At 69.3% G+C, this 24,674-nt stretch carries 20 protein-coding genes; 10 read left to right on the top strand and 10 right to left on the bottom strand.

Translation table 11 applies throughout. The features are described from left to right. Positions 1–4 precede the first annotated feature (4 nt). Positions 5–502, bottom strand: a complete 498-nt coding sequence (locus DFI_RS15650; RefSeq protein ID WP_051308307.1) for a MarR family winged helix-turn-helix transcriptional regulator — start codon at positions 500–502, stop codon at positions 5–7. A 251-nt stretch (positions 503–753) separates the two neighbouring features. On the opposite strand from DFI_RS15650, the gene DFI_RS15645 reads away from it, so the two are divergent. The 3 genes from DFI_RS15645 (at position 754) to DFI_RS15635 (ending at position 4,511) form a co-directional block, all read left to right on the top strand. Next, a complete protein-coding gene (locus DFI_RS15645) occupies positions 754–1,230 on the top strand; it encodes an arsenate reductase ArsC (protein ID WP_043779650.1) in 477 nt (158 codons plus the stop codon). Next, on the top strand, positions 1,231–2,532 hold the full coding sequence (locus tag DFI_RS15640; RefSeq protein WP_027464251.1) for an arsenic transporter: 1,302 nt from the start codon (positions 1,231–1,233) through the stop codon (positions 2,530–2,532). 101 nt (positions 2,533–2,633) lie between these two features. Continuing rightward, the gene (locus DFI_RS15635) at positions 2,634–4,511 is read left to right on the top strand and encodes a GAF domain-containing protein (protein WP_051308309.1); all 1,878 of its coding nucleotides are present in this window, start codon (positions 2,634–2,636) and stop codon (positions 4,509–4,511) included. 159 nt (positions 4,512–4,670) lie between these two features. Here DFI_RS15635 and DFI_RS15630 read toward each other — a convergent pair whose 3' ends face one another. Together DFI_RS15630 and DFI_RS20980 are read right to left on the bottom strand one after the other, a co-directional pair. Next, positions 4,671–6,170: a serine hydrolase gene (locus DFI_RS15630; protein WP_027464252.1), complete on the bottom strand. Its 1,500-nt coding sequence runs from the start codon at positions 6,168–6,170 to the stop codon at positions 4,671–4,673. A 118-nt stretch (positions 6,171–6,288) separates the two neighbouring features. Continuing rightward, positions 6,289–7,287 carry a DUF4352 domain-containing protein gene (locus tag DFI_RS20980; RefSeq protein WP_027464253.1) on the bottom strand — a complete coding sequence of 333 codons (999 nt, stop codon included), beginning with the start codon at positions 7,285–7,287 and terminating at the stop codon, positions 6,289–6,291. 427 nt (positions 7,288–7,714) lie between these two features. Between DFI_RS20980 and DFI_RS15620 the strand changes: the two genes are divergently transcribed. Continuing rightward, complete coding sequence (locus DFI_RS15620; RefSeq protein ID WP_027464254.1) at positions 7,715–8,923, top strand: hypothetical protein; 1,209 nt, start codon at positions 7,715–7,717, stop codon at positions 8,921–8,923. Further along, the gene (locus DFI_RS15615; RefSeq protein ID WP_155864610.1) at positions 8,920–9,354 is read left to right on the top strand and encodes a hypothetical protein; all 435 of its coding nucleotides are present in this window, start codon (positions 8,920–8,922) and stop codon (positions 9,352–9,354) included. The genes DFI_RS15620 and DFI_RS15615 overlap by 4 nt, the downstream gene beginning before the upstream one ends. A gap of 94 nt (positions 9,355–9,448) precedes the next feature. On the opposite strand, the gene DFI_RS15610 is transcribed toward DFI_RS15615, so the two are convergent. Further along, positions 9,449–10,831, bottom strand: a complete 1,383-nt coding sequence (locus DFI_RS15610) for a hypothetical protein (protein WP_051308313.1) — start codon at positions 10,829–10,831, stop codon at positions 9,449–9,451. Positions 10,832–10,946: 115 nt separating this feature from the next. After that, positions 10,947–11,612, bottom strand: a complete 666-nt coding sequence (locus DFI_RS15605) for an MBL fold metallo-hydrolase (RefSeq protein WP_027464256.1) — start codon at positions 11,610–11,612, stop codon at positions 10,947–10,949. Positions 11,613–11,630: 18 nt separating this feature from the next. Between DFI_RS15605 and DFI_RS15600 the strand changes: the two genes are divergently transcribed. Beyond that, the gene (locus DFI_RS15600) at positions 11,631–12,338 is read left to right on the top strand and encodes a hypothetical protein (RefSeq protein WP_155864611.1); all 708 of its coding nucleotides are present in this window, start codon (positions 11,631–11,633) and stop codon (positions 12,336–12,338) included. Here DFI_RS15600 and DFI_RS15595 read toward each other — a convergent pair. After that, positions 12,305–12,505, bottom strand: coding sequence for a hypothetical protein (locus tag DFI_RS15595; RefSeq protein ID WP_081426026.1), 201 nt, complete (start codon positions 12,503–12,505; stop codon positions 12,305–12,307). The genes DFI_RS15600 and DFI_RS15595 overlap by 34 nt on opposite strands. Before the next feature lie 73 nt (positions 12,506–12,578). Next, complete coding sequence (locus DFI_RS15590) at positions 12,579–14,075, bottom strand: ATP-binding protein (RefSeq protein WP_081426025.1); 1,497 nt, start codon at positions 14,073–14,075, stop codon at positions 12,579–12,581. Positions 14,076–14,141: 66 nt separating this feature from the next. On the opposite strand from DFI_RS15590, the gene DFI_RS15585 reads away from it, so the two are divergent. Further along, the gene (locus DFI_RS15585) at positions 14,142–15,308 is read left to right on the top strand and encodes a carboxypeptidase-like regulatory domain-containing protein (RefSeq protein ID WP_027464258.1); all 1,167 of its coding nucleotides are present in this window, start codon (positions 14,142–14,144) and stop codon (positions 15,306–15,308) included. A 169-nt stretch (positions 15,309–15,477) separates the two neighbouring features. Beyond that, positions 15,478–16,149 carry a Type 1 glutamine amidotransferase-like domain-containing protein gene (locus tag DFI_RS15580; RefSeq protein ID WP_027464259.1) on the top strand — a complete coding sequence of 224 codons (672 nt, stop codon included), beginning with the start codon at positions 15,478–15,480 and terminating at the stop codon, positions 16,147–16,149. Between the two features lie 74 nt (positions 16,150–16,223). Here the strand turns inward: DFI_RS15580 and DFI_RS15575 are convergent, their stop codons facing one another. Further along, a complete protein-coding gene (locus tag DFI_RS15575; RefSeq protein WP_027464260.1) occupies positions 16,224–19,178 on the bottom strand; it encodes an ATP-binding protein in 2,955 nt (984 codons plus the stop codon). Between the two features lie 807 nt (positions 19,179–19,985). Here DFI_RS15575 and DFI_RS15565 point away from each other — a divergent pair. After that, on the top strand, positions 19,986–20,648 hold the full coding sequence (locus DFI_RS15565) for a helix-turn-helix transcriptional regulator (RefSeq protein WP_051308317.1): 663 nt from the start codon (positions 19,986–19,988) through the stop codon (positions 20,646–20,648). Here the strand turns inward: DFI_RS15565 and DFI_RS15560 are convergent, their stop codons facing one another. Further along, positions 20,649–22,343: an ABC transporter substrate-binding protein gene (locus DFI_RS15560; protein ID WP_027464262.1), complete on the bottom strand. Its 1,695-nt coding sequence runs from the start codon at positions 22,341–22,343 to the stop codon at positions 20,649–20,651. A gap of 309 nt (positions 22,344–22,652) precedes the next feature. Continuing rightward, positions 22,653–23,458, bottom strand: a protein-coding gene (locus DFI_RS15555) for an IS5 family transposase (RefSeq protein ID WP_118375838.1) whose coding sequence is annotated in 2 segments (ribosomal slippage) — positions 22,653–23,116 and positions 23,116–23,458 — 807 coding nt in all. Because the reading frame shifts where the segments join, the coding sequence is not laid out codon by codon here. A gap of 343 nt (positions 23,459–23,801) precedes the next feature. Here DFI_RS15555 and DFI_RS15550 point away from each other — a divergent pair. After that, entirely contained in the window at positions 23,802–24,467 is a 666-nt protein-coding gene (locus DFI_RS15550) for a hypothetical protein (protein WP_027464332.1), read from the top strand. Positions 24,468–24,674 lie beyond the last annotated feature (207 nt).

The following is a 24,674-nucleotide window of genomic DNA, read 5'->3' as shown; positions in this document are numbered from 1 at the left end:
GTGGTTACTGCGGGGCGCTCGGGGCGGGGGTGCAGCACGTCTCGGTCTGCAGTTCGGCGTCCAGCGCGGCGCGCAGGTGTTCGAGCAGCCGGACGGTCTGGGCGCGGTCCCTGGCGGGCAGGCGGTCCAGAACGCGCTGCGCCTGGGCGTTGAGCTGGGTGTCGAGGGCGTGGGCGGCCTGGGTGCCGGCGTCGGTGAGGTGCAGCAGCAGCGCGCGCCGATCGTTGGGGTGAGGCGCCTTGACGAGCAGGCCGTCCTCGGCCATCTGGTCGGTGGTGCGGCTGAGCCAGGCCTTGTCGAGGTTCAGGCGGCGGGTCAGCGCGGTGAGGGTCTGGTCGCCTTCGCGGGAGAGGGTGGTGAGGATGGTGCACTGCGTGGCGGACTGGACGTCACAGCAGGCGAAGCTGAGCGTCTGGAGTTCGGTGAACAGGCGGGTGATGGTCCGCAGCAGATCGCCGGTCTGAAGCGGCGCGCCGATTTCGTTGTCTTGAGCAACGTTCATGGCAAGAGCGTACAGCGACGCCATATGGTTGTCAATACCAACCATTGTCTCGAGCAACGGTTCGTCTTGGCCTGGCTCAGGGTGACATCGGCACAGAGGGACCTTCCGGACATACATTGCACGCGTGTATCAGGTCTGTTGATCGTCCCCGCCTCCCCCGCACGGAACTTCCGCTTGACTTCTGAGGGAAGGACCGGGCCCTACAGCGGCCGACGGATTGACAGATTAAGATGTATCTATATGATCTGGGCATGCCTGCCCCTCATCCGACCCGGGTCCTGATCCTGTGCACGCACAACAGCGCCCGATCCCAGATGGCCGAAGCCCTTCTCCGCGACGCCGCCCGGCGGCTCGACCTCAAACTCGACGTCCACTCCGCCGGCACCGAAGCCACCCAGGTCAAGGACGGTGCCAGAACCGTCATCGCCGAACTGGGCCTGAACCTCGACCACCACACCAGCAAGACCCTTTGGGACGTCCCGGACGCCCAGAACTTCGACTACGTCATCACCGTCTGCGACAGCGCCGCCGAAGCCTGCCCGGTCTACCCCGGCAGGACGGAACGGCGACACTACCCGTTCCTGGATCCCTCGGGCGGCAGCCTCGACCGCTGGCGCCAGGTCCGTGACCAGCTGCGCGGACAGTTCGACGCCTTCGCGCTGGCCCTCAAAGAAGGCCGCCCCGTGCCCCCCACCTACGAAGACAGCCCCGCGGTCACGGCCCAGTAAATGCTCCTTGCCGCACTGATCTTCCTGCTCACCCTGACCCTGGTCGTCTGGCAACCCAAGCTGAAGTGGCAGCCCGAGGGCCTCGGGATCGGCTGGAGTGCCAGCCTGGGCGCCCTGCTGGCCCTGCTGACCGGTGTGGTGAGCCTCGCGGACGTGCCCGTCGTGTGGGACATCGTCTGGAACGCCACCGTCACCTTCGTCGCCCTGATCATCATCTCCCTGCTGCTCGACGAGGCCGGGTTCTTCCGCTGGGCGGCGCTGCACGTGGCCCGCTGGGGCGATGGGAGCGGCCACCGGCTGTTCGCGCTGGTGGTGCTGCTCGGCGCGGCCGTCAGCGCCCTGTTCGCCAATGACGGCGGGGCGCTGATTCTCACCCCGATCGTTCTGGCGATGCTCGTGGCTCTGGGCTTCTCCCCCGCGACCACGCTGGCGTTCATCATGGCCACCGGGTTCATCGCGGACAGTTCCAGCCTGCCGCTGGTGATCAGCAACCTGGTGAACATCGTCACGGCGGACTTCTTCGACCTGAGCTTCGGAGAGTACGCCAGCGTCATGGTCCCCGTGGACCTCGCGGCCATCCTGGCCAGTTTGGGCGTGCTGTATCTGTACTTCCGCCGGGACCTGCCGCGCGTGTACGAGCAGGCCAGACTGGACGCGCCGGACACCGTCATTCGGGACCGGCGGGTGTTTCAGACCGGCTGGGTGGTCCTCGCGCTGCTGCTGGTCGGTTACTTCGCCGCCGGACCTCTGGGCGTGCCCGTCAGCGCGGTCGCGGTCCTCGGTGCCGCGCTGCTGTATGCCGTCGCTGCCCGCGGGCACGTGATCAGCACCCGCAAGGTGCTGCGCGGCGCGCCGTGGCAGATCGTGATCTTCTCGCTGGGCATGTACCTGGTCGTGTACGGCCTGCGCAACGCCGGGCTGACCGATCTGCTCGCCGGCCTGCTGGACCGCCTCGCCCAGGGCGGCCTGTGGGCGGCGACGCTCGGCACCGGCTTCATCATGGCCCTGATCTCCAGCGTGATGAATAACCTGCCCAGCGTCCTGATCGGCAACATCGCCATCCACGACAGCGCCGCCACCGGTCTGGTGAAGCAGGGCATGATCTACGCCAACGTCGTCGGCAACGATCTGGGGCCGAAGATCACGCCCATCGGCAGTCTGGCCACGCTGCTGTGGCTGCACGTGCTCAGCCTCAAAGGCATCCGGATCGGGTGGGGCCAGTACTTCAAGGTCGGGATCGCGCTGACCCTGCCCGTGCTGCTGGTCACTCTCGCCGCCCTGGCCCTGCGCCTCTCGCTGTAAGCGCGGGAGGTCGCGCCCAGATCCCGGACGGTGAGGAAACACCACCGGGCGCTGGCGTGGCCGGGCATGTCGGCACCGGATCTGCCACAATGGGCGGGTCCATGCCGCTCAGCACCGAGGAGAAGATTCAGGACTGGCTCCGGTTCGTCCAGCGCCTCGGTCAGACGGACCGGCCGCAGGACGTCGCGCACGCCGTCATCCATGAGGGCATCCGGGCCATTGGTGCCGACGGGGGCTTCATGTCCCTGCTCTCCCCGTCCCGCACGGAGCTCACCTTCGCCGGGTCGTATGCCTACGCACCGGAAGCCGTCGCCTTCCTGAAATCCGTGCCCCTCACCGCCCAGTTTCCCTTCGTGATCGCGTTTACCCGCCGGGAGGCGCTGTTCCTCGAAAGCCTGGAGCAGGCCCGCCAGGACTACCCGGACCTCGTGCCGCACATCCAGAACTTTCACGGCAGCGTCGTGGACCTGCCCCTGGTGGTGGGGGACGAGGCGCTGGGCGTGCTGGTCCTGTCGTTCGCGCAGGCCCGCTCGTTCACGGCGTATGAACGCGTGTTCCTGCGGGTGCTGGCCGCGCAGTGCGCGCAGGCCCTGCAGCGCAGCGGGGCGCTGCACCAGGAACGTCGGGCCCGCGAGCAGGCCGAAGCGCTGCAGGAGCAGTTCGCCTTTCTCGCCGCCGCGACCCAGACGCTGACCACCTCACTGGACCTGCAGGCCACCCTGGACGCCCTGACGCGGCTGGCCGTACCCCGACTGGCGGACTGGTGCGCCGTGTTCCTTCCCCGGGGGACGCAGCTGGTGCCGGTGGCCGTGGCGCACGAGGACCCGGCCCGCGTGCCGCTGGTCCGGCAGTTCACGGACCACTACCCGGTCGTGATCGAGGCCTCAGGCGGCCTGGGCGAGGTCTACCGCAGCGGCACGCCGCAACTCGTTCCGGCCGTGACCGAGGAGCTGCTGCGTGCCGCGGGCGCGGACGAAGCGTACCTCCGTTCGGTCCGGGCGCTGCAGATTCACTCCATGCTGCACGTTCCCCTGACCGCCCACGGCCGCACCGCCGGGGTGCTGAGCCTGGCGACCAGCGACGCCACCCGCACGTTCAGCGAGGCGGACCTCGCGGTGGTGCAGGACGTGGCGCGCCGTGCGGCGCTGGCCGTGGAAAACGCCCACCTCTACGCCACCCTGCAGGACGAACTCGCGGAGCGAAGGCGGGCGCAGCAGGCCGTCACGGACCTCAATGCCCAGCTCGAACGCCGCGTCGAGGAGCGCACCCAGGCCCTGGCGATGGCCAACGCCAACATGGAGGCCTTCACGTACACGGCGTCCCATGACCTGCGCACCCCGGTCCGGCATGTGCGCAGCTTCGCCGATCTGCTGCAGCGCCGCCTGGGGGATGCCGATCCCCGCGCCCTGCAGCTGCTCCAGCAGATCCAGGAGGCAGCCAGCCGCATGGACGAGCTGACCCAGGGCCTCCTGGATCTCGCACGGGTCACCAGCATGGACCTGGATTTCCGGCCCGTGGACCTGGGCCCCCTGATGCAGAAGGTGATTGAGGGCCAGGCGCCGGACATCGGGCCGCGGCAGGTACAGTGGATGGTCGGGGCGCTCCCGGTCGTTCAGGGCGACGAACGCCTGATCCGGCAGGTGTTCGAGAACCTGGTCGGAAACGCCGTGAAGTACACCCGGGACCGCGCCGAGGCCCGCATCGAAGTGCAGGCTGAGCAGACCTCCACCGAGGTCGTCGTGAAAGTCGCCGACAACGGCGTGGGCTTCGATCCCCGCTGGGCCGGCAAGCTCTTCGGGGTGTTCCAGCGGCTCAACCCGGCCGACGGGTTCGAGGGCACCGGGGTGGGGCTGGCCACCGTGCAGCGGATCATGCACCGCCACGGCGGCCGGGTCTGGGCCGACGGGGTGCCGGGCGGCGGCGCCACGTTCTGCGTCGCGTTCCCGCGCACGCCGGTCACGGCCGACCCGGCGCCCTGACCAGCCCGCACAGGGCATCGCCGGGGGCCCTCCGCCGAAAGGCGGACGCGGTTGTGACCAGCAGGCTCTACCATGTGCTCACCCCACAACACAGGCTGCCCGAGTGAAGGCGGCCGGGCAGCCCCACCTCAGCCGTGGGGCTTTGAACTGCACTGCGCCCTAGCGCAGCAGCGCCAGCACGCCGCCGTACAGAGCGATGAACTGCTGGTCGTTCAGGGCCCTGGCGTCATTCCAGGTGGCGCTCACGCAGTACGTGCGTCCCGCGCGGGTGGTGACCTGCGTGGTCAGGTTCAGCACGCCGGGTTCACTGCCGCCTTTGTAACTCACCGCCTGGAAGTCCGCGGGGTTCGCCACGCCCGGGTTGATCTGCGTGGCGGGCAGGCCGGCCACCTCCTGCATCAGGCGGCACAGGTTCGAGGCGCTCTCGAACCACTCCACGTCCCGGGCCACCGGCCCGCGCGTGAACAGGGCCGCGCCCGGCAGTGGCGCCGTGGCCGCCCGCGCGAGCACCGCACGGCGGGCCGCGCCGTCCAGGCCGGCGCTGCGGTAGGCGCGCAGCAGGTCCACGTTCGCGGGATTTTTCAGCGCGAACGCCTCGCGGGTACTCGGCATGACGGCCTGTCCCAGCCGGGCCTCCACGCGGGCGCGTCCCACCACCCGCAAGAGCAGGTCCGTGGCGGTGTTGTCGCTGTCCCGGATCATGCGGGTCGCGAGGTCCTGCAGGGCGTAGCGGCTGCCGGCCGGGGCGTCTTGCAGCGTGCCGCTGGGCAGGCTCCGGTCCGCGTCGGTCAGGGTGACCTCGTCGGTCCAGGCGCGCTCGCCCCGGCCGACCTGCGCGCCGAGCTCCGCGAGAATGGCGAGCTTGAACGTCGAGCCGACTGCCAGGAAGCGCTCGGGGCGCAGCGCCGCCACAGCCTGACCGGTGCGGACATCCTGCACCAGCACGCTGACCTGGCCCCGCAGGGCCCCGAAGGCGGTCATGGCCTCGTCCAGGCTCCCGAACGTCACGTCCGGGGCAGCCGGGGCCACCTGCAAGGCGGTGATACGGCCCTGCTCGTCGAGTTGCAGCGCCCCGACGGTGAGCGCGCCGCGCTCGAACACCACCTGGGGCCGCGTGCCGGTCAGGTCGACCCGGACGAACCCACCGAACTGAGCGCGCATCGCGGCCACGTCCGCCTGCAGTTGCGCGGCAGGGACAGCCGCCAGGAAGGAGGGCGCGAAGAGGGCAGCGTCCACCGTGGCCGGCTGGAACACCCGCGTGAGGACCTGCGTGACGGCCTCCACCTCGGCGGCTGGCGCGGCCGGGCCGGTCGCCTGCGGGGCCGGGCCGGGCACCGCGCCGAACGTCGTGAGACGCCCCTGATCATCCACGGCCGCGGTCGTGACGATCAGCGTGCCGCGCTCGTACACCGCCAGCGGGCGGCCCTGCAGGGCGTCCAGCCGGAGGAAAGCGCCGTACGCCTGCCGGATGCCCGTCAGCTGAGCGGCCACCAGGTCGAGGGGCGCCTGCGCGAGGAATTCGGGCGCGAACCACTCCGCGCGGGGTGCGGCGGCCGAGAGCAGACGCGTCAGGGCGGCTTCCGGGGTAAGCGTCTCGGCGGGCTGAGCCACGGCGGCGGAGAGAAGCAGGAGAGGAAGGGCCGTCGTCCAGGGGCGCATACCTGACCCTACCAGGGGGCCCGGCCGCCGCGGGGCGCAGATCGTCCTGGCCTGAGGCAAGGCGGCCGCGGGACCGCCCATCAGGTGAAGGCGGTCCCGCGCAACCCGGAGGGGCCGGCTACTTCACGCTGCTGACATCGAAGACCACGCCGTGCCCGCCCTGCTCCCGCACGGTCAGTTTTCCGAGGCCCACGCCGTCGGGGGCGACGAACACGAGGCGCACGTTGTACTCCTCGCCGGGTTTCACGGCGCGGTTGATGGCCTCCTCAGGGCGGCTGCCCTTGGCGAGCACCCAGAACTCGACCGGTTCGCCGTCCGCGTCCACCAGTTCGGTCCCGAAGGTGTAGTGCGAGGGGCTGTCGGCGTCAAGGCCGGCGTTTTTCATGGTGACGTCCACCAGGACGTAGCGTTTGCCGGCCGGGGCAGCGCGCCCGAGCATCTCGTCCTTGGAGAAGGTGACAGCCTTGAAGGTCATGTCGTACCGGCCCATGGCGTAGGTGCTGCCGAGCTTCGCGGGGGCGTCTGCCAGTGCGGTGGCGCCACTGGCGTCGCGGGGATCGGCGAAGGGCGCCGGGACGGCCTTGGCGACGCCGCGCAGGTCGTAGCGCAGGACCGGACCGTCGCCGCGCTGCACGATGAGTTTGGGAATGACGCCGCTGGCAGGCACCCGGACGACGGACACGATCTCCACCTTCTGCGCGGGCTTCAGGTTCGCCCGGTACTCCTCGGTCGTGCCGGCACGCACGAACGCGCTATAGCTGACGTGGTTGACGTCCTTGGCGTCCACGGCCGTGAGGGTCAGGCCGGACAGGTTGATGTCCTGCTTTGTGGGGTTGTGGGCGGTGAAGCGCAGGACGAGGAGTTTCTCCTCGGCTTTCGGCGTGAGCAGCGTCGTGCCGATCAACACCCGGCCCGTGCTGTAGGAGGCGCTGAGCAGAGTGAAGTTCAGCGGGCTCTGCTTGCCGACGGTGAGGGCCTGCCCGAGCTTGGCGGTCTGCCCGGCCAGCTGGGTGGTGCCCATCACGACGGGCTGGGCGGGCTTGGTGGCCGCGGGACCAGCGAGGGCGGCGGTGGACAGGGCGAGGGTCAGGGCGGACAGGATCACTTGGGTTCGCATGATGGTTCCTCCAGGGGCCAGTTCGGTGCCGGCCTTGATGCCAGAACGGTAGGGGCGGCCGGTGGCTGGAGGATGTTGCCGATCCGCCCCTCACCCCAGAACGCGGGCCAGCGCGCCGGAGCCCCGGCGCTCCTCGCCTGCCCCGGGCGCACCACCTCCAGTCCCGGGGCGCTCCTGGCCGCACCGGCGGGACCGCGGGGGGCCGCGTCATGCTGCGACCATCCTGCTCCGCCTACCCTGCCGGCATGACCTTGAGCGCCCCGCGGAACACCCCCTGCCCTCCCCCCTTCTCCGGCCGCCAGACCGGACCGCAGCCAGACCGGCCGGCCGGTCACGCGCCGGGGGCGGAGTTTCCTTCGCCTGTCCGCAAGTCCGGGGGCGGCTCGGGCCCCTGGCCGCAGGGGCCGGTCCCGTGCGTGTGGCTGCCATGACCGCGCGGCGCCTGGGCCTGACCCTGACGCTGCTGGCAGCCAGTTCGGCCGCCCTGGCCGCCCCGGGCGCCTTCGCGTACCTGAAAGGCGGCGCGGCCTGGGTGGTGCGGCCGCCCGGGTTCACTGCGCGCCCGGTACCGAACGCCCAGGGCGCGGCGCTGCTCAGCTTCTCCCCGGGAGGCACACTGGCGTTCCTGACCGGGCCGGCCGGCGTGAAACTCCACGCGCCGAGCGTGCCCGTTCTGCGGCCCTGGCTGAGTCGGGCGCCCTACACCCGGAGTGAGCCGCTGTCGGCGCTGGTACCCGGCAAAGCCGCCACGGGCCTGCGGGCGCGCTGGCTGCGCTGGAGCGGCGGGCAGACGCTGATCGCAGGCGGTGACGACGGCACCGTGGGCTGGAACCTGGCCACGCGCAGCACCTTCAGCCCCGGCGTGGCCGCCGGGTTTCAGAGCAGTTCCGCGGACGGGGACGTCACCGCGGCCCTGGGGTCCATCCGCTCACCGGACGACGTGGGCGTGCTGCTGTACGGCCCCGGCGCGCGGCCCGGCACCGAGGTGTTCAGCCGCCGCCTCCCGGACAACCTGATACGCGCGCTCAAGGCCGCGCCCCAACCGGAGATCCGCGCCTTCGTGCGGGACCTCGACCCACGCCAGCAGGCCGAAGGCCGGAACTGGACCGTCACCACCCCGCAGGTCACGCGCGGCGGCCAGCGGGGGTTCTTCGCCTCGAACGCCGGGTACGGCGTCGGCAGCGCCGGCCGGACCAGCGCGGTGATCTTCCAGGTGGACGTGGACGAGGTCCGCCTGCAGGCCCTGGGCTGGCTGGGCGTGTTCAGCGGCAGCGTGCAGGAGGTCCTGCCCTCCCCCGACGGGCGGCGGCTGCTGATCCTTCTGCATCGAGGGGAGAGCAGTGCCCGGGTCAGCGTGTCGGTGATGGTGGCAGACCTGGACCGCAAGACCCGGCGGGAGCTCGTCGCCACTGGCGCCCCGACGGGCACCCTCCCCGTGCTTGACAGCGCCTGCTGGCTGGCGGACTCGCGGCACGTCGCCCTGAGCGTGGCGTACCCCCGCCCGGCTGACCTGGGTCCGCAGAACAGCTTCACGCCGCCCGCCGCCGCCCACACCCTGCTGGTGAAGGACGCCACGTCGGGCGCGGCCGTCCACCGCGTACCGGGGGCCACGGGCGTGGCGTGCGGGCCCGCATGACGCCGGGGGCCACCCCATGGGCGCGGCGCGCCCTGACCATGGGCCTGCGCCGGCTGGGGCTGGCCCTCCTCACCGCCGTCCTGATGGCCCTGGGCACGGCCACTCTGCTGGTCGCCGCGTGGCTGGTCCTGGACCGCGCCCAGGCCTGGACGGACGCCCCGTACGCCTGGACGGGCGTGTTCATGGTCACGCTGGCGTTCGGGTCACCGGGCGCCGTGCTGTTCGGGCTTCTGGTCGCGCCCCTGGCCGCCTGGGCGGGCACCGTCCGGCCCGGCCTGCAGTGGCTGGTCGGCGCGCTCGGCGGGGGGGCCCTGGTCTGGAGCACCACGAACCTGCCGTGGTCGGTGCTGGGCGTCCTGGGCGGGCTGCTGTACGTGGCCCTGGAGGCCCGGTTCGCCCGCCGCGCCGCGCGTGCCCCAGAGCTGGGTTGAGCCGGCCTCCAGCCGCCGCCCACGCCCCACAGACATCACCTCACCCCCGCCTCCAGTGCTGAGGCGGGGGTTGGCTTCTCGCGTGCTGGCCCGGTCAGGGCTGCCGGGTCATGGTCAGGGTGCCGCGCCCGAGGTCCTCCCCTTCGTAGTTCGTCCAGCGGACGGTGCCCTGGTAGCGGTCCCCGTCGAAGCGGCCCTGCACCTTGAGCTCCATGGTGTCCCCTCCCAGATCCAGGCCGACGTCCAGGGCGCCGGTCTGGCTGTTGCCGTTGGCGTACTCCACCGGGTCGTCCCCGTACCCCAGGATGCGGGGCGAGTCGTCCTGCAGGTTCAGGCGCACCTGGATGGTCCGGCCGTTCACGGTGATCACCGCGTCCCAGCGTCCCGTCGCCGTCCAGCGGGCAGGGGCCGCGGGCATCACCGGACTGGCGGTGGGCGCGCCAGGACTGCCCGAGGCGGGCGGGGGCGGCGTCACCACGCCGCCGCGGGGCGTCACGGCGCCCTCGGGCTTGCTGCCCAGGGGGCGGTTGAACAGTGTCTGTGCGCCGCTACGGCTGAGGCTGAGCACGCGCTGCCCGTTCGGTTCGGTGCGCACCTGGTACTGCTCGCTGTACGGTTTGACGTGGTTTTTCGCGGTGGACATCTTGCTGGGGCTGCAGGTGTAGCCGGTGGCGGCACTGCTGGACGGGGTGAAGGTCAGGGTGTTGCCGTTCTGGGCGACCTTGCCCTTTTCCTGCACCAGCAGCTTGGACGTGCAGCCGTACGTGGTGACGACCATCAGCCCGGTGCGTTCGTACGTGAAGTTCGGCCCGAACTTCAGGATGACGCTCGTGCCGCTCGCCTCGGCCCATTTGCCCGTGGCAGTGTTGTAGTACTCGATCGGGGAGATGCGGCCGCTGTGCCACTCTCCGCCGAGTTCCGGCGACACCGTGGACGCGGCGGGCGCGGGGGGCGAGGCCGGGGTGCGGCGCACGTAGAGGGCGGCGTCCTTGCCGGCCTTGACCGTGAGTTTCCCGGAGGCAACCGACCAGACGAGGGTGTCGGCGCCGCTTCCGGCCTTGGAGGACCGGGTTCCGGCGTTGCGCTTGCAGCCGTTGTTCAGCCGGTCCGGGGAGTAGGCGCCGACGCGGTCGACCTTGGCTGCCTTGAACGTGATATTGCCGCCCTGCACCGTGAACGTTCCGCGCTCCACGGTGACGTCCATCATCTGACAGGTGATCGGGTACCCGGTCGTGCCGAAAGAGCTGGGGTACTGCGTGGATTCGAATTCGGTGTACACGTACGTGCCGTCCTTGTTCAGCAGCAGGCGGCGGGCGTCGGCGTTCGCCGCGCCGAACTCGGTGGTGTACACGGCCGCGGCGTACTGCGGGCCGCTGAACCACTCGCCGGAGAGGCTGGCCGGTACGGCGGCGGACGCGGGAGCGGACGGGAGGGTCAGCAGCAGGGCGGGCAGCAGGAAACGGGCAGGGTGCGTCATGGTTCAGGTCCTTCCCGGACGCGCGAAACAGGGGCGCGTCCAGTTCCCGGCCACTGTGCCGGAACCAGGATGGCTGGAGAATGGTACGCGGGCCGCCAGGCTCCCCCCGGTCCAGTCAGCTGCCGGGCAGCCGCGCCACGAAGGCGTGCAGCAGGTCGGGGTCCCGCAGGGGCGGGCCGTGCCCGAACAGGACCGTGAGGGGATCCAGGGCCGCGAGGCGCCGGATGGACGTGCGGTTGCGTTCGGGGTCCGCGGTGAACATCCGCGGCGGTTCGCCCAGCGCGGTCAGGGGCGTCGGCAGGCGCACGTTCACGAGCACATCCCCGGCGATCAGCAGCCGGTCCCGCTCCCGCCAGAAGCACAGGTGCCCGGGCGCGTGGCCAGGGGTTTCGAGCACCTCGAAGCCGTACACGTCGTCTCCTTCACGCAGGTGCCGCGCGACCGGGTGCGCGGGGCCGGTCAGCACCTGGTCCTCGGCGGCGACCACCGCGTTGCGGGGCATGGCGCGCCGCAGCGTGCCAGCTTCCATGGCGCCGGCTTCCGCGGCGCTGGTCCACAGCGGCACCTGCCGCGCGGTACACACGGCGTGCGAGGCGCCCTGGTGGTCCGGGTGGGCGTGCGTGAGGGCGTGCGCCGACAGGTGGTGTCCGCGCAGCATGCGCTGGAGCGGCCCTGCGGACTGCCGGATGCCGGCGTCGATGAGCACGTCGCCGATCAGGTAGGCGTTCACCATGGTGCCCAGCAGCGGCAGGAGCGTGACGTCGTTCGTGATCTGAAGCATGCCGTTATCGTGGCGGGCGTGACGCGTGAACCGCCAGCCGCCGATTCACCCTTTGTGCTGCAGGACCCGGCGCAGGCGGCCGTGCTGCTCGACGCCCGGCAGCGCCGCAGTTTCCTGCCGTTCGTGGGGCAGGACGCCGCCGTGACGCAGGCCGCGCGGGCGGCCGGGGAGGACCCGAACACAACGCTGCGCCGGGTGCAGCGCTGGCAGGCGCTGGGCCTGCTGCAGGTCACGGGAGCGCAACGGCACGTGCGCGGCACGCGGGTCCTGTACCGCGCGGTCGCGGACGCCTTTTTCATGCCCCATCACGCGGCCCGCCCGGAGGACCTGCTGGCGCTGGTCGAAGCGGTTCACGCGCCTGACATGGCCCGCCTGCGCCGCGCGTACGCGCAGACCGGGGAGACCCTGGGCGGCGAGTGGGGCATTCACTTCGGCGTGCGTGACGGGCAGTTCGAGCTCACGCCCGCCCGCAGCGCCACCTACCACTGCACCCCTGGCGACGCGGACGCCCCGGTGGGGCTGCTGCACGGCGGGGTGCTGCACCTGGACGAACGCGACGCCCGCGCCCTGCAGGCGGAACTGGCCGCGGTGCTGGACCGGTACCGCGCCCGGCCGGGCCGTCATGCCTACCGCGTCATGGTGGGCCTGGCCGGCGACCCGCACGCGCCGGACCCTCCGGCGGACCCGCGCCCTCAGCGCGGGGGGCGCCTCAGCAATTCCCCGTAGAGATGCTCGATGCAGGCGTCCACGCTCGCGAACGACCGCCGCGCACCGTGGCTGCCCTCGCGCACGGTGGCGTGCCAGGACGCCTCGTCCTCCCGGGTGTCATGCCACACGCGCAGCACGTACACGCGCCCCTCGTCCGGCACCGGCCTGTTGTCGTCCTGTTCCATCCCTTCCCCCTTCACCACGGCTCGGTGGTGCCTGAGGTTAGGTCCGGCACAGTGATTGGGGCATGACGGGTCTTCAGGAGGCCGGAACGGTCCGGGCGGCGAGGTCCTGCAGCGCCTGCGGGCAGGTGGCGGCCATGGCCGCCTCGCCGGTCTGCGTGCAGGCGGCCTCGGCACGGACGTAGAGCTCGCGCGCCTCGGTCAGGCGCAGGCTGTCCGCCGCGGCCTGTGCGGCCCTCAGCAGCCACGGGGCGGCCTGGCGCTGGTCTTCGCCGTCTTCCCAGTGAGCGGCCACGCGGGCCGGGTGGGCGCCGGCCGACGCGAGGACGCGGGCGGCGCTGCGGTGCAGGGCCCGGCGGATGGTGGGGGGCGTTCCGGCCAGGACCGTTTCCAGCACCAGGTCGTGGCTGAACGCCTCGCCGGCGACGACCTGCGCCGCTTCCAGTTCCTCCCAGGCGGTGACGGTGTCCAGCAGGCCGGTGCCGAGGGTCTGCGTGACGAGTTCAAGGGTGAAGTCGCGCCTGAGAACCGCGGCGGCCCGAGCGGCCTGCAGGGCGCCCGGGGAGAGCCGGGGGAGGCGCTCCCCGATCATCTCGGCAATGCCGGATTTCGCCCCGGCGGGTGGCTGGACGTCACCGCCGCGCTCGTACATGGCCTTGACCGTCTCGAGCACGAACTGCACGTTGCCCTGCGTGGCCCGGGCCACCTGACTCACGACCCCGTCGCCGCCCTGCAGGCCGAGTTCCGCGAGCAGCTCGCGCACGGCCGGTTCCTCCAGCGGGGGCAGATGAATGGGCACGACCACCCCGGCCGCGTACATGGAGTCGAGCAGCGCCGCCGAGTAGGGCGGCAGGGCGCCGGTGCGGTGGCAGTACAGGCAGCGCAGCATGGTGTTCGTGTCCCCCCAGAACCGAGATCCCACGTACGCGCCCGCCTCGATGCTCGGTTCGTCCATGAACTGCACGTCGTCCGTGCAGATGATCACCGGGCCGCGCTCCGCCACGAGCCGCACCACCTCGTACTTCGCCTCGTAAAACCGGCGTTTGTCCGCCTCGGTCGTCATGGGCGGCGGCGCCTCGCCGAGTTCGGGCAGCATGCGCGCAAGTTCACGCACCACCCACGCCGGCAGCGGGAGGTCCGGGTTGGCGGCGAGCGTCTGGCGGTAGTTGCGGGCGTGGGTGGCGTACGGCACGTCGGCGTCCCCCGGGCGGCCCTGGAAGTAGAGGATCTGGTGATCGCCCCGGGAGCGCAGGAAGTCCTGCGCCAGGCGCGACTTGCCGGAGCCCGGGTCCCCCTCGATCATGATGCCCAGCCCCTGCGCCCAGGCGTCTTCCATCTGCGCCCACACGGCCGCGCGGCCCACCAGCGTCGGGGGGCGCAGCACGCTCAGGGGAATTCGCGCCTGCGGCCGGGCGGCCGTGCGCTCCAGGGTGCCCTGGTCAATGGCCCGGGCGAGCTGCTGGGTGTCGGGCGAGGGGTCGGCGCCGAGCTCCTGATGCAGGACCTGTTTGCAGCGGTGGTAGGCCCGCAAGGCCGCGGCCCACCATCCGCACGAGCGTGGGAGGCACTCCACGTGTCACGGGCCAGCCACCGCCCGCCTCCTACGCTCCGGACACGCCTCAAGGCACCGGAGACCACCATGAACACCACGATCCGAACCGTGACCGCGCTGATCAGCCTGAACCTCACCCTCGTGGCCCTGGCCGCCCCCGCCGCGCCCCGCACCATCAGCGGAACGGTGACCGCCACAGGCGGGCACTCGCTGAAAGGCACCGTCGTCATCGCCTGCCCCAAAGGCGACTGCGACTCCGACGACGTCCGCGGCGTCGTGATCAGCAGCACCAAATCCAAAGCGGACTTCACCATCAAGGACCTCGGCACCGTTCCCTACGCCATCTACGCCATTCAGGACAACGACGGCGACGAGGACATCAGCCCCGGAGACTGGGTGGACCGCGCCCTCCTGGCCGACCAACCCACCACCTCGGTCAAGGTCGGCACCACCAACGTCAAACTCGAACTCGTGGAGGTCAAGAAGCCCGCCTCCGCGTCCACACCTCCGGCCAAGACCACCAGTTCCGCCCCAGCCAAGCCCAGCACCCCCCCTGCCCCGGCGAAACCGTCCACGTCCGCCACCGCGCAGCGTGGGTACATCACGGGGCGGGTGGTGAACGAGCAGGGCGTGCCGCTCCCCGGCGTCGAGGTCGTCGCCGACAACACCGCCGCCTACGACAGCAACCTCATCACCCACACCGACGCCCAGGGCAACTACCGCATCGACGTGCGCAACGCTCCCGTCACCTTCAACGTCACCGCCACCCTCCCGCTGCGCTACGACGGCTCCACCATCAACGTCTCCCTCCTTCCCGAGGACCCGCAGGTCGTGCCGGGCGGGGTGGGCGGCGTGCGGAACTTCGTCTTCAAACCCAAACCCGTCAGCCGGCAGGATCCGTACGGCAGTCTGGGCTGCGTGTTCGTGGAGCGCGAGGCCGGGAACTTCGACGTGGATCCCGCGCAGGTGGAACTGACCCTGACGCCCGTCGGGAAGCTGGCGGACGGCACGACCGGCTCGGTGATCAAGACGCGCCTGGTGATGAGCGGGTCGGGGTGGGTGGCGGCGAACGTGATGTGGGGGACGTACACCGTGACGGCCAGCATGAACGGTCAGCCGGTGGAGTTGCGCCGGCGGATCGGGGGCATGGAGACGTACGAGTGGGGCATGAGTTACACCGGGGGCTTCACCTGGGATTACCAGGCGGTGCGGCCCAACATGTACCTCGAACTTCGCCTCCCCAAAAACCGCTAGGCCGCGTACTGGGGCGGAATCCGCGCGCTGAACGCTGCGTGCCTTCCCACTGCGCAGTTCATTTCGGCCCGCATCCGATCGGATGCGGGCCCTGGTGTCTGCCACCGGCGTGAGGCGCGCGTGGGCGTTCCTGGTTGAGCGTGCCCGTTACCCTGAGTCAGGAGGCCCCATGAAACTGCTGCTCACATCCGGAGGCGTCACCAATGCCCGCATTCACACGGCCCTGACCGAGCTGCTCGGCAAGCCCATCTCGGAAGCCAGGGCGCTGTGCATTCCTACGGCGGAGTACGGGCACCCGTGGTGCACGCCGGAATCCGCGTGGCGGTTCGTGGCCGGGCAGTCGCCCGCGCCGATGTGTGACCTGGGCTGGGCGTCGCTGGGCCTGCTGGAACTCACGGCGCTACCCAGCATGGACCGGGCGCGGTGGGTGCCGTGGGTGCAGGCGGCGGACGCCCTGCTGGTGGACGGTGGGGACGCCATGTTCCTCGCCCACTGGATGCGGGAGTCGGGGCTGACCGAACTCCTGCCGTCACTGGTGGATACGGTGTGGGTGGGCGTCAGCGCCGGCAGCATGGTGATGACCCCTCGCATCGGCCGTGAGTTCGTATCCTGGCCGGCGTCCGGTGGAGATGACCGCACCCTGGGCCTGGTGGACTTCTCGGTCTTTCCCCATCTGAATCACCCGATGATGCCGGAGAACACCCTGCCGGCCGCGCAGCGGTGGGCCGCGAACCTGACCGGGCCGTGTTACGCCATGGACGACCAGACGGCCATTCGCGTCGAGGGCGGGACGGTCGAGGTCGTGTCCGATGGCGAGTGGGTGCAGCTGACGCCCCCTTGAAGCCGCCGGGGGGCCTCACGTCACGTGCCGTGGGCCGGGTGGTCCTCCTCGCTGCCGCTCATTCAGGAGCGCGATCAGGCCCTTGACCGGAGCGCGCCCAGCACCTGCCTGAGCTCCAGGGCTGCCTCCTGCGGCGACTCTGGCTGCTGTCCAGCCGCCTGGCGCAGGCCAGCCTGGCAGCGACGGGCGCGGGTCCTGAGCCAAGCGGTGGTGTCCGGCCCGTGGAGGACGCGCCCGATCAGGAGGCCAGCCTCCTCGGCCTGTCCTGCCTGCGCGAGCAAAGAGATGAGGACCGGCAGGGCCAGCTGCACCACCATGCCGTTGTGCGTGTCACACGCACGTCCGAGGCCCGCCCAGACGCGCTGCAGGCCAAGACGCAGGTCGCCCCGCCAGGCCTCCAGGCGTCCTTGCAGGACGAGCAGAAGGGCCTGTGCGAACTGCTCCCCGGACGCTTCGGTCACCGGCAGAAACGCCCGACACAGTGCGTCGGCCTGGGACGCGGCTTCCGGTCGAGGAGCTCCATTCAGGCCATCGTCGATCATCACGAGGGCTTTGAGGGCCTGCACAACGGGGATCAGGCCGGGGGTGTTCACGGCCTGCGCCGCACCGATGGCCGCGTTCCATGCACCCAGGGCCTCACCGGGCTGCTCGCGCAACATGGCCAGCAGCCCGTGGTGCGTGTGCAGCCAGACGATGTCCAGTCCAAGGGGCACCTGACCCGTGGTGTGCAGGGTCCGCGCTTCAGCGTGCACGTCCTCTGCCTGGTGGGGCTGGTCGGTCAGGGCCAAAGCGAGCGCGTAATCGTTCAGGGTCCGCAGCAACCGCACCGGGTCGTTCAGGGTCCGGGCCAGCTGCACCGCCCTCGCCAGGGGTTCGACCGCCAGGCCGAACTGCCCGGCCCGGTAGTGCGCCTGGCCGAGACCGTCCAGCGCCCGGTTCAGTTGCAGGGGGTCTCCCTCAGCGGTGTCCACCGCCGCCGTCAGGAGCTCCACGGCACGGTCCAGGTGCCCGATGAACAGGCACAGCAGGCCGTGACTCGCCAGGAACGCCCGGCGGGCCTGCTGCCCCTGTGGATCTCCCACAGGCAGTTCCTGTACCAGGTGCTCAAAGGTGCGCAGCCCCTCTGGCATCCGGCCGTGCAGCGGGTAGAACCACATCAGCGGTTCGGCCAGCGACACGAGTTTCCCAAATTCACCCTGATGCATCAAAAACGCCACCAGGGCGCGCAGGTTGCTCTCCTCGTCACAGACGAACTCGAGGAGGTCCGGGGACGCGGCCCCGCTCGCCGCGGTGTTGCGGGCGTGAATGTGCGCCAGGTAATACCGGGCGTGCGCTCGGCAGGTGGCGTCCGGCTCGCCGGGCACCGCCCTGAGCTTGGCGCGGAGGTACTCGTGCAGCAGGGGATGCAGCCGGTACCGCCCGGCCCGGGGCCCTTCGAGCAGGGACCGGGCCACGAACCGCTGCAGCAGGGCCGGGCCGGCATGCGTGACCGCCAGTGCGGCTTCCGGCGTGAAGCCCCCTTCGAAGACCGACAGGCGCGCGAGCTTGCCCCGGTCCTCGGTATCGAGGTGGAGCCAGGAGTGTTCGAAGGCTGCCTGCACGGACCGGTGGCGGGCCCGCACGTCCTGCCACGGGCTCTCCAGCGTCAAGGCAGCGTGGTGAAGACGAGTGCCGAACCCAGGCAAACCGTGCTGACCGGCGAGACTGGCGAGCAGTTCCACGGCCAGAGGCAGGCCGCCTGTGGACGTGCATACGTGCTGAACGTGTTGGAGATCCAGGTCGTCCTCGGCAATGCGTCCTGCTTGCCTGGCGCGGTCCAGGAACAGCCGGGCCGCTTCGGGCAGGGCGTCTCCGTGGGTGCGCAGGCCGGTGAGGGTGACGAGGTGCTCGGCCTTGAGCTGCAGCGCCTCCCGGGACGTGACCAGCAGGGTCAGGTGCGGGCAGGCCAGCAGCAGCCTCGAGAACAGCGCGGCGCTGCCCACGAACTGCTCGCAGTTGTCGAGAATCAGCAGCCACTTGTTCCTCCCGATGCCCGCTGCGAGGTCCGCCAGCGGGTCGCCCGTACTGTTCAGGGGGAGGCCCGTGACCTGCGCGATCCTGACCGGGATGCGGGCGGGGTCCATGAGATCGTCCAGCGGGACGAAGAACGAGGCGTCGAAGCGGTCAGCGGCGTCCCGGGCGACTTCCAGGGCGAGGCGGGTCTTGCCGACCCCGCCCAGCCCGTGCAGGGTGATCAGGCGCCGGCCGGGCTGGCCGAGCAGGGCGAGGAGGTGCGCCCGCTCCCGCTTCCGACCGACGAAGCTGGTCAGCACCTGAGGCAAATGGTCTTGCCCGGCCGGCGGATCGGCAGGAATGGCGACTGGAGACCACCGCAGATCTGGAGCATCGCCCAGTTCACTTTGATACCGGCGGGTGAAGGCTGTCTCGACCTGACGTGCGAGGTCCGTGCGTCCCGTCTCACGGTGGGCGTACACGAGCAGGGCTGCGGCCTGTTCGGCCAGGGGATCGAGCTTCAGAATGAACTGGGCCAGTCGCTCCGTGAGTGGGAGGTTCCCGCCCGCCAGGGCCTCCCCGGCGAGGGTCAGGGCCCGGTCGGTCGACCCCACCACCAGTTGTGCCTCCCATTGGCTGCCCCATTCCTCGAAAGGCGGGCTGTCACGCACTTGCAAGCCCTGCAGAAAGGATCCGCGCCAGAGATGGCAGAGCTCCCCTGGAGAGCAGACGGAGAGAGCGTGTGCGTCCAACGTGAACGACCCTTCGCGCAGCCATACGGCGTGCCGGTCTGCCTCGAGGACCTGGGCGGCGTCCCCGAGGTCGTGGCGCAGGGCGAGCAGGGCGTTGCGCACGTTGTGCAGTGCCTGGCGCTGCTGGCGTTGCCACAGCAGTGTGGCGAGCGTGCTGCGCAGGGTCGGCCCGTCCAGGGCCAGGACGCACATCAGTGCCAGGGCCTTCTGGGACCGGACCGTAAGCGCCTGGCCGTTCAGGTGCAGGGTGGGCGGTCCCAGCACACGGATTTCGAGGGTCGTCATGCCTTCCCCATGGTTGGCTCCTGATGCTGTGCGCAGTTGATGCACGGCGGGGAACGGCCGTTCCCCTCACCTTGGACGGTGGTTTGACGCTGTTGAGTCTAGTGTGGCCTGGCTTACCGGGTTGACCTCGTAATAATGAGTAAGTGTCATTCAACCCAGGAAACCGTGACGCGTGAGGGAACCCAAATCGCGGCGCCGCCAGATGTCCAGCTGCGGTAGAAGCGCCAGCCATGTGTCCTGAACCGGCATCAAGTCGTACGTTTGTCCCCAATCAGCGACCGAGCAGGGGCCAGCTCTTCCAGGAGTGTGGACACCTGCAAGGGGGCCGGAGGCGACCTCGGGCAGGGACGTCCATCGACTGCCCTGAGCCGGCGTTTCCCCATTGGTGGCAGACAGCGACTGGCAGGAAGGGCGGCTGTCCAAAGGTGACTTCCTCCAGGTCTTGCAGCTGACCGAGCCGTACCTGTACCGCCGGAGCATCTGCGGTATCGATTCGCAAGGGTTGAACAAGCGCTTCCCGGACGTGCCGCGGCGCCTCGACCCATCCATTACGTCGAGAGCGTTCAGGATGCGCTCGACAACCTGAGGACGGACCTGCACTTTTCTCCTCACCTGGAATTGCGGGAGGGGCTGGCCCACCGCGACCTGGACCAGGTCAAGCGCCTCACTGGGTTCATGCTCCTGAAACTGGAAAACCCACCAGAAGGAGCGGATTTCCCTCGGCGGGCTCACCAGCGAGCAGATCCCGCCTCAGACCGGGAACCTTCACTCGGACTGGCTGGCCATGCTGCTGGGTAACATGGGGCCATGACCTCTGTGCTGCCCACGTCCAGCGACGTCGTGACGGTCACCTCGTTGGACGTGGCGCGCTGTTTGGGACAGCTGGAACAGGTGCAGTTGCTTCGCCTGTTCATGAGTCCGGAGGGCAATACCGTCGCGGCCGCCGCACGCCAGCTCAACCTGCCCCTTCAGACCGTCTACCGCCGCGTGAAGGGGCTGCTTCGCCTGCAGCTGCTCTTACCCCTGCGCGAAGTGCGTCGTCCAGGCCGCAGCGTGCAAGTCTACAGGTGTCCGGCGCGGCGCTTTTTCATTCCCCGAACCCTGGTGCCACTTGACGCCTATCTCTGGGAAGGGCTGGAGCCGTTCATGCAGACCTTCCGGACCGAATTCCAGTACGCCCTGGAACATGATCCGCAGCCTGTGGCCGGCATGCTGACGGGAGACCTGCCGGACGGGTTTCTGTTCACCTTCGCCGACCAGAACCGGGAACCCTGGCCCGCCCCGGACCAGCCATTCCCGGCTGTCGTCAGCCTCTTTCAGACCGTGCGGATGGACTACACCCAGGCGCGCGCCTTCAATCAGGAGCTGCAGGCCCTGGTCGAGCGTCACCATCAGGCGGGCGGCGCGGGCACCTACCTGCTGGGGCTTTTCCTGACCCCGACCAGGAGTACTGGTGGCCTGCTGGGCTGATCAGGTTTTGCTCAGCCGCTTCCACAGCAGCGCCGTCATGGGGTTGAACGTCCATCCCTGAACCTCGCTGCGGTAAAAGGCGTAGCCCACCGGCGCCGGCAGAATGATTGAAGGCGCCTGCTCGTAGGCCCGCCGGCCCACCAGGCTGTAGAGCCGGTTGCGCTCGGCGGTGTTCACCGTGGCGCGCGCCGCCTTGAGCCAAAGGTCGATCTGATCATCTTTAAAGTGACTGCTGGGGCTGTAAAAGCCATCACTGGCATAGAAGGTGTACAGGAAGTTGTCGGCGTCCGCGTAGTCGGGAGCCCAACCAATCAGCACCATGGCTTCCTCGCCCCGGGTGGACGTGGCAAACAGTTCGCTCCAGGGCTTGGGCAGAAGGTTGACCCGGAACTTGGGATTCAGCGCTTCCACGTTCTTCTTCAGGAGTTCCATGGCGGCCTGAGCGGCCGGGGTGTCGGCACGGTAATTGGCGGTCAAGGTGAAGCCGTTGTTCCAGACCTGGCCGCCCCAAGCTTTCTTGAAGAAGGCTGTCGCCGCTGCCGCGTCATAGCGGTATTGGCCCACGCCGGCGTCATACCCCGGGAACGATTCTGGAAGCAGCATGGTGCGGTCTATACCCTTGCCGTCCTGCACGTCCCGGATGAACTGCTGGGCATTGAAGGCCGCGTTGAACGCACGGCGGACGTTGACATCACTGAAGAAGTTCGCGGGAATGCCCTTGCCGTCCAGCTTCCCACTGCCCAGCAGGTTCCGGTTTGCAATGTTCTGGTTCATGACGATGGCGGCGGCCCCCACATTGGACAGGTTATCCACCCAGGCCACGCCCGGCTTGCCTTTGACCTGCGCCTCATCCACGCTGCGCCCAGCACCCTCAATGAAGTCCGCGTCGCCCCGGAGGAACGCCTGCTGGCGGGTCGCCAGTTCGGGTACCCTCTGGCGAATCACATGCTGGATGGCAGGCGCCTGGCCCCAGTACTTGCTCCATGCCTCAAACAGGTGGACATTGGCGTCAGCCCGCACCAGCCGGTACGGACCGGTGCCGTTGGGCTTCTTGCTGAGAGTGCTGCCGGTCAGGTCTTTCCCCACCCAGGCTTTCCAGTCCCGCTCGGTGCCGCTCCATTCCCCCAGGCCGGCCGTGTACTTCTTCTCAACGATGGCCTGACCGGAGTAGGCCAGCTTCGCCAGAAAGGCGGGATCGACCTTGGGCAGCGTGAAGATCAGTTGGCCCTTGGCGTTGCATTCAACAGAGCGGTCAATCCTGGCCCAGGTGACGCTTTTGTCGTCATGGGCATTGGCGGCGCCCCCCAGCAGCGCCTCCGACAGGAACCAGTTGCCTGAGGCGCCGCTGTTGGTCACCAGATTGCGTTCGAAGGTGTACTCGGCGTCGGCACAGGTCATGGTGGCGCCGCTGTGGAATATGACGTTCCTGCGCAGGTCGAAGGTGTAGGTCTTGCCGCCGTTACTGACGGCCCACCCGGTCGCCAGCAGGGGCTCCAGGTCCTTGATGCTGGTCCCTCGGTAGGTCAGCAGCGTTTCGTACATCTGGTCGACCAGACCCGAAGAGAACACGTCGTAGGTCGCGCCAGGGTCCAGGGTCGAAATGTCGCCAGCGGACATGAACACCAGGGTGTCCTTCGGAATGGAAGCACTGGCCACAGAAGCAAGAAAAGCACCAAGGACAACAAGTTTTTTCATAGAGGCAGTCTCCTGTCGGCGTCGGCTGAGGGCAGCGTCCGGACGCCGACCCCGCGATGGTGCCGGGCAAGCTACTGACAGAACCAGGGGGGCTCGAAAGTAGGCGTCACAGCGGCCCCAGCACTGCATCTCGCGGGCTTGAATGTGTGAGTCCGGCAGGTCAGGCCCCAATGCCGGCGGCCGCTCCCGCATGACTTCGGCATGGAAGCCCCTGCAGACACCGATGTGGTGCTCAAGCACATCCTTGCCGGTGACGCCGATGAACCCTAACGTCTTCCTTCAAGCCGTCGCCCTCAAGGTTTAGAGTGCCTAACAAAACCGTTGGTGCTGCTTGAACGTGATGAGGCAGCAGGCCAACTGCGTGAACGCCAGGTGGATGTCCGCCCGCACCTCGTACCGCACCCGAAGCCGACGGAAGCGGCTGAACCATGCCAGTGTCCGCTCCACCACCCAGCGGTGCCGTCCCAACCGCTCACTCGACTCTCGACCCCGGCGTGCAATTCGCACTTTGATCCCACGTTTGTGGCATGCCCGGCGGCACCGGGGAATGTCGTACGCCTTGTCCGCATGAAGCCTCTCTGGGCGGGTGCGAGGATGCCCACGCCGCCCATTGTGGATGGGCGGCACCGCGTCCAGCAGCGCTTCGAACAGCATGCTGTCATGCCGATTCGCTGGCGAGATCAGCACCGCCAGCGGCGTCCCGCGGCCATCGACGATCACATGACGTTTGCTGCCTGGCCGGCCGCGATCCGTGGGGTTCGGGCCGGTCTGGGCCCCCCCCGGGCGGCGGGGATGCTCGTGCTGTCCACACACGCCCGTGACCAGTCGAGGTGATCCGCCTGCGCCATCCGGTCAAGGAGCACCTGGTGCAGGCGGGTGAAGACACCCGCCGCGTGCCAGTCCCGCAGCCGTCGCCAGCAGGTCATGCCGCTGCCATACCCGAGCTCACGGGGGAGGTGTTCCCAGCCGATGCCGGTCTTGAGCAAGTAGAGGATGCCTTCCAGTGCGGCTCGGTCAGGCACCCGGGGTCGGCCGCCTCTGGGTCTGGGTGTTTCGGGTGGGAGCAGTGGCTGAATCAGCTGCCACAACTCGTCGCTGACCAGGGAGGTGGCCATGCCTCACCTTGCGCCCCCAACCTGAGGTTTTGATAGGCGCTCTTAATCATCGAACTGCACTTCGAGGAATGCTCGCCAGGACGACGCTGGCGAGCATCTGCGCTGCTGGCTTCAACGCCCGCGATAGGCCGGCCACGTCCCCGTGGAGGCTCGTGGCGCGGTGGTGCACGTGTCGCCTGGCTTTGACGCGCTCGGTGGAACGAGACCGACTGACACGGTTTCGACTGGACCGCTCTATTTCAAGGCGCGGATCGATGGCGGGTCGGTGCACTTTGTTGATAGCACTGTGACGTGGGCGTATCTGCGTCTCCGGCACAGCGGTCCGATTGTTATCTTAAGCACAATGAAGCCCAGACATCTCCCGCTGGCCGGCTTGCTGTTCGGCCTCGCCCTCGCCGCGCCCGTCGCCCACAGTGGCAAGGTGACCGGGTGGACACACGGGACTCAATTGATCGGCCTCGTCACCAGCAATGACGACGTGTTGATCAGCGGGCAGATCACCGCCACAGGGACGTTCACCCTTCAATTAACCGACCAGTCCGCGATGATGCGCCCTTATCTGAAAACCACTGACCGGCTCTATTTCGTAGGAGCCTCGTGCAGCGCCGATCAGTGCGGCGTCAAGATCAGCGACCCGGACGCCCGGTGGAATGTCATCAAAGCGCTGCACGTGCAGGGCAACCCGGAGCTCCGAGGAATCAGCCTCATCAGTGGAGACGACATGGACGCCGAGCTCGACGTTCTGGATCCCGACCCCTGGCGGCCACGCCAGGGCCGGTACTTTGCCTATGCGGAGCGGCCGGTCACGGTGATCGGCAGCGTCATCACGAAGGAGACCCGCGACACCGTGGCCTCTGAACAGCGCTACAACCTGAAGCTCCCGGCAGGCTGGTCGATGGTTGAGAGGTTCGAGGAGTACGTGTTCAACCCCGACCAGAGCATGAAACTCCACCTCATGGGCATGCGCAGTGTGCCGATGACCCCCCAGACGTGGGCTGTGAAGAAGTAGAGCGCTCCAGCATGGGCACCGGTCCCCACTCAGGTCCGGTGGGCGGGCTATTCCGAGTGAGAGGCCGGTCCGGCGGATTTCAAGAATTGCAGCCGCCCCGCCTGAGCAGGCGGACGGCGTTCTTTCCCTGGAGGGCCCGGTCACCCGCAGCATGAACAGACGGCGGCACCTCCAATTCGGACGCCCGCAGGGCACCTTGATCTCACA

The sequence above is a fragment of the Deinococcus ficus genome (assembly GCF_003444775.1).
Taxonomy (GTDB): domain Bacteria; phylum Deinococcota; class Deinococci; order Deinococcales; family Deinococcaceae; genus Deinococcus; species Deinococcus ficus.
The sequence above is the reverse complement of the archived record's forward strand: the minus strand, read 5'-3'. Positions and strand labels throughout refer to the sequence as shown.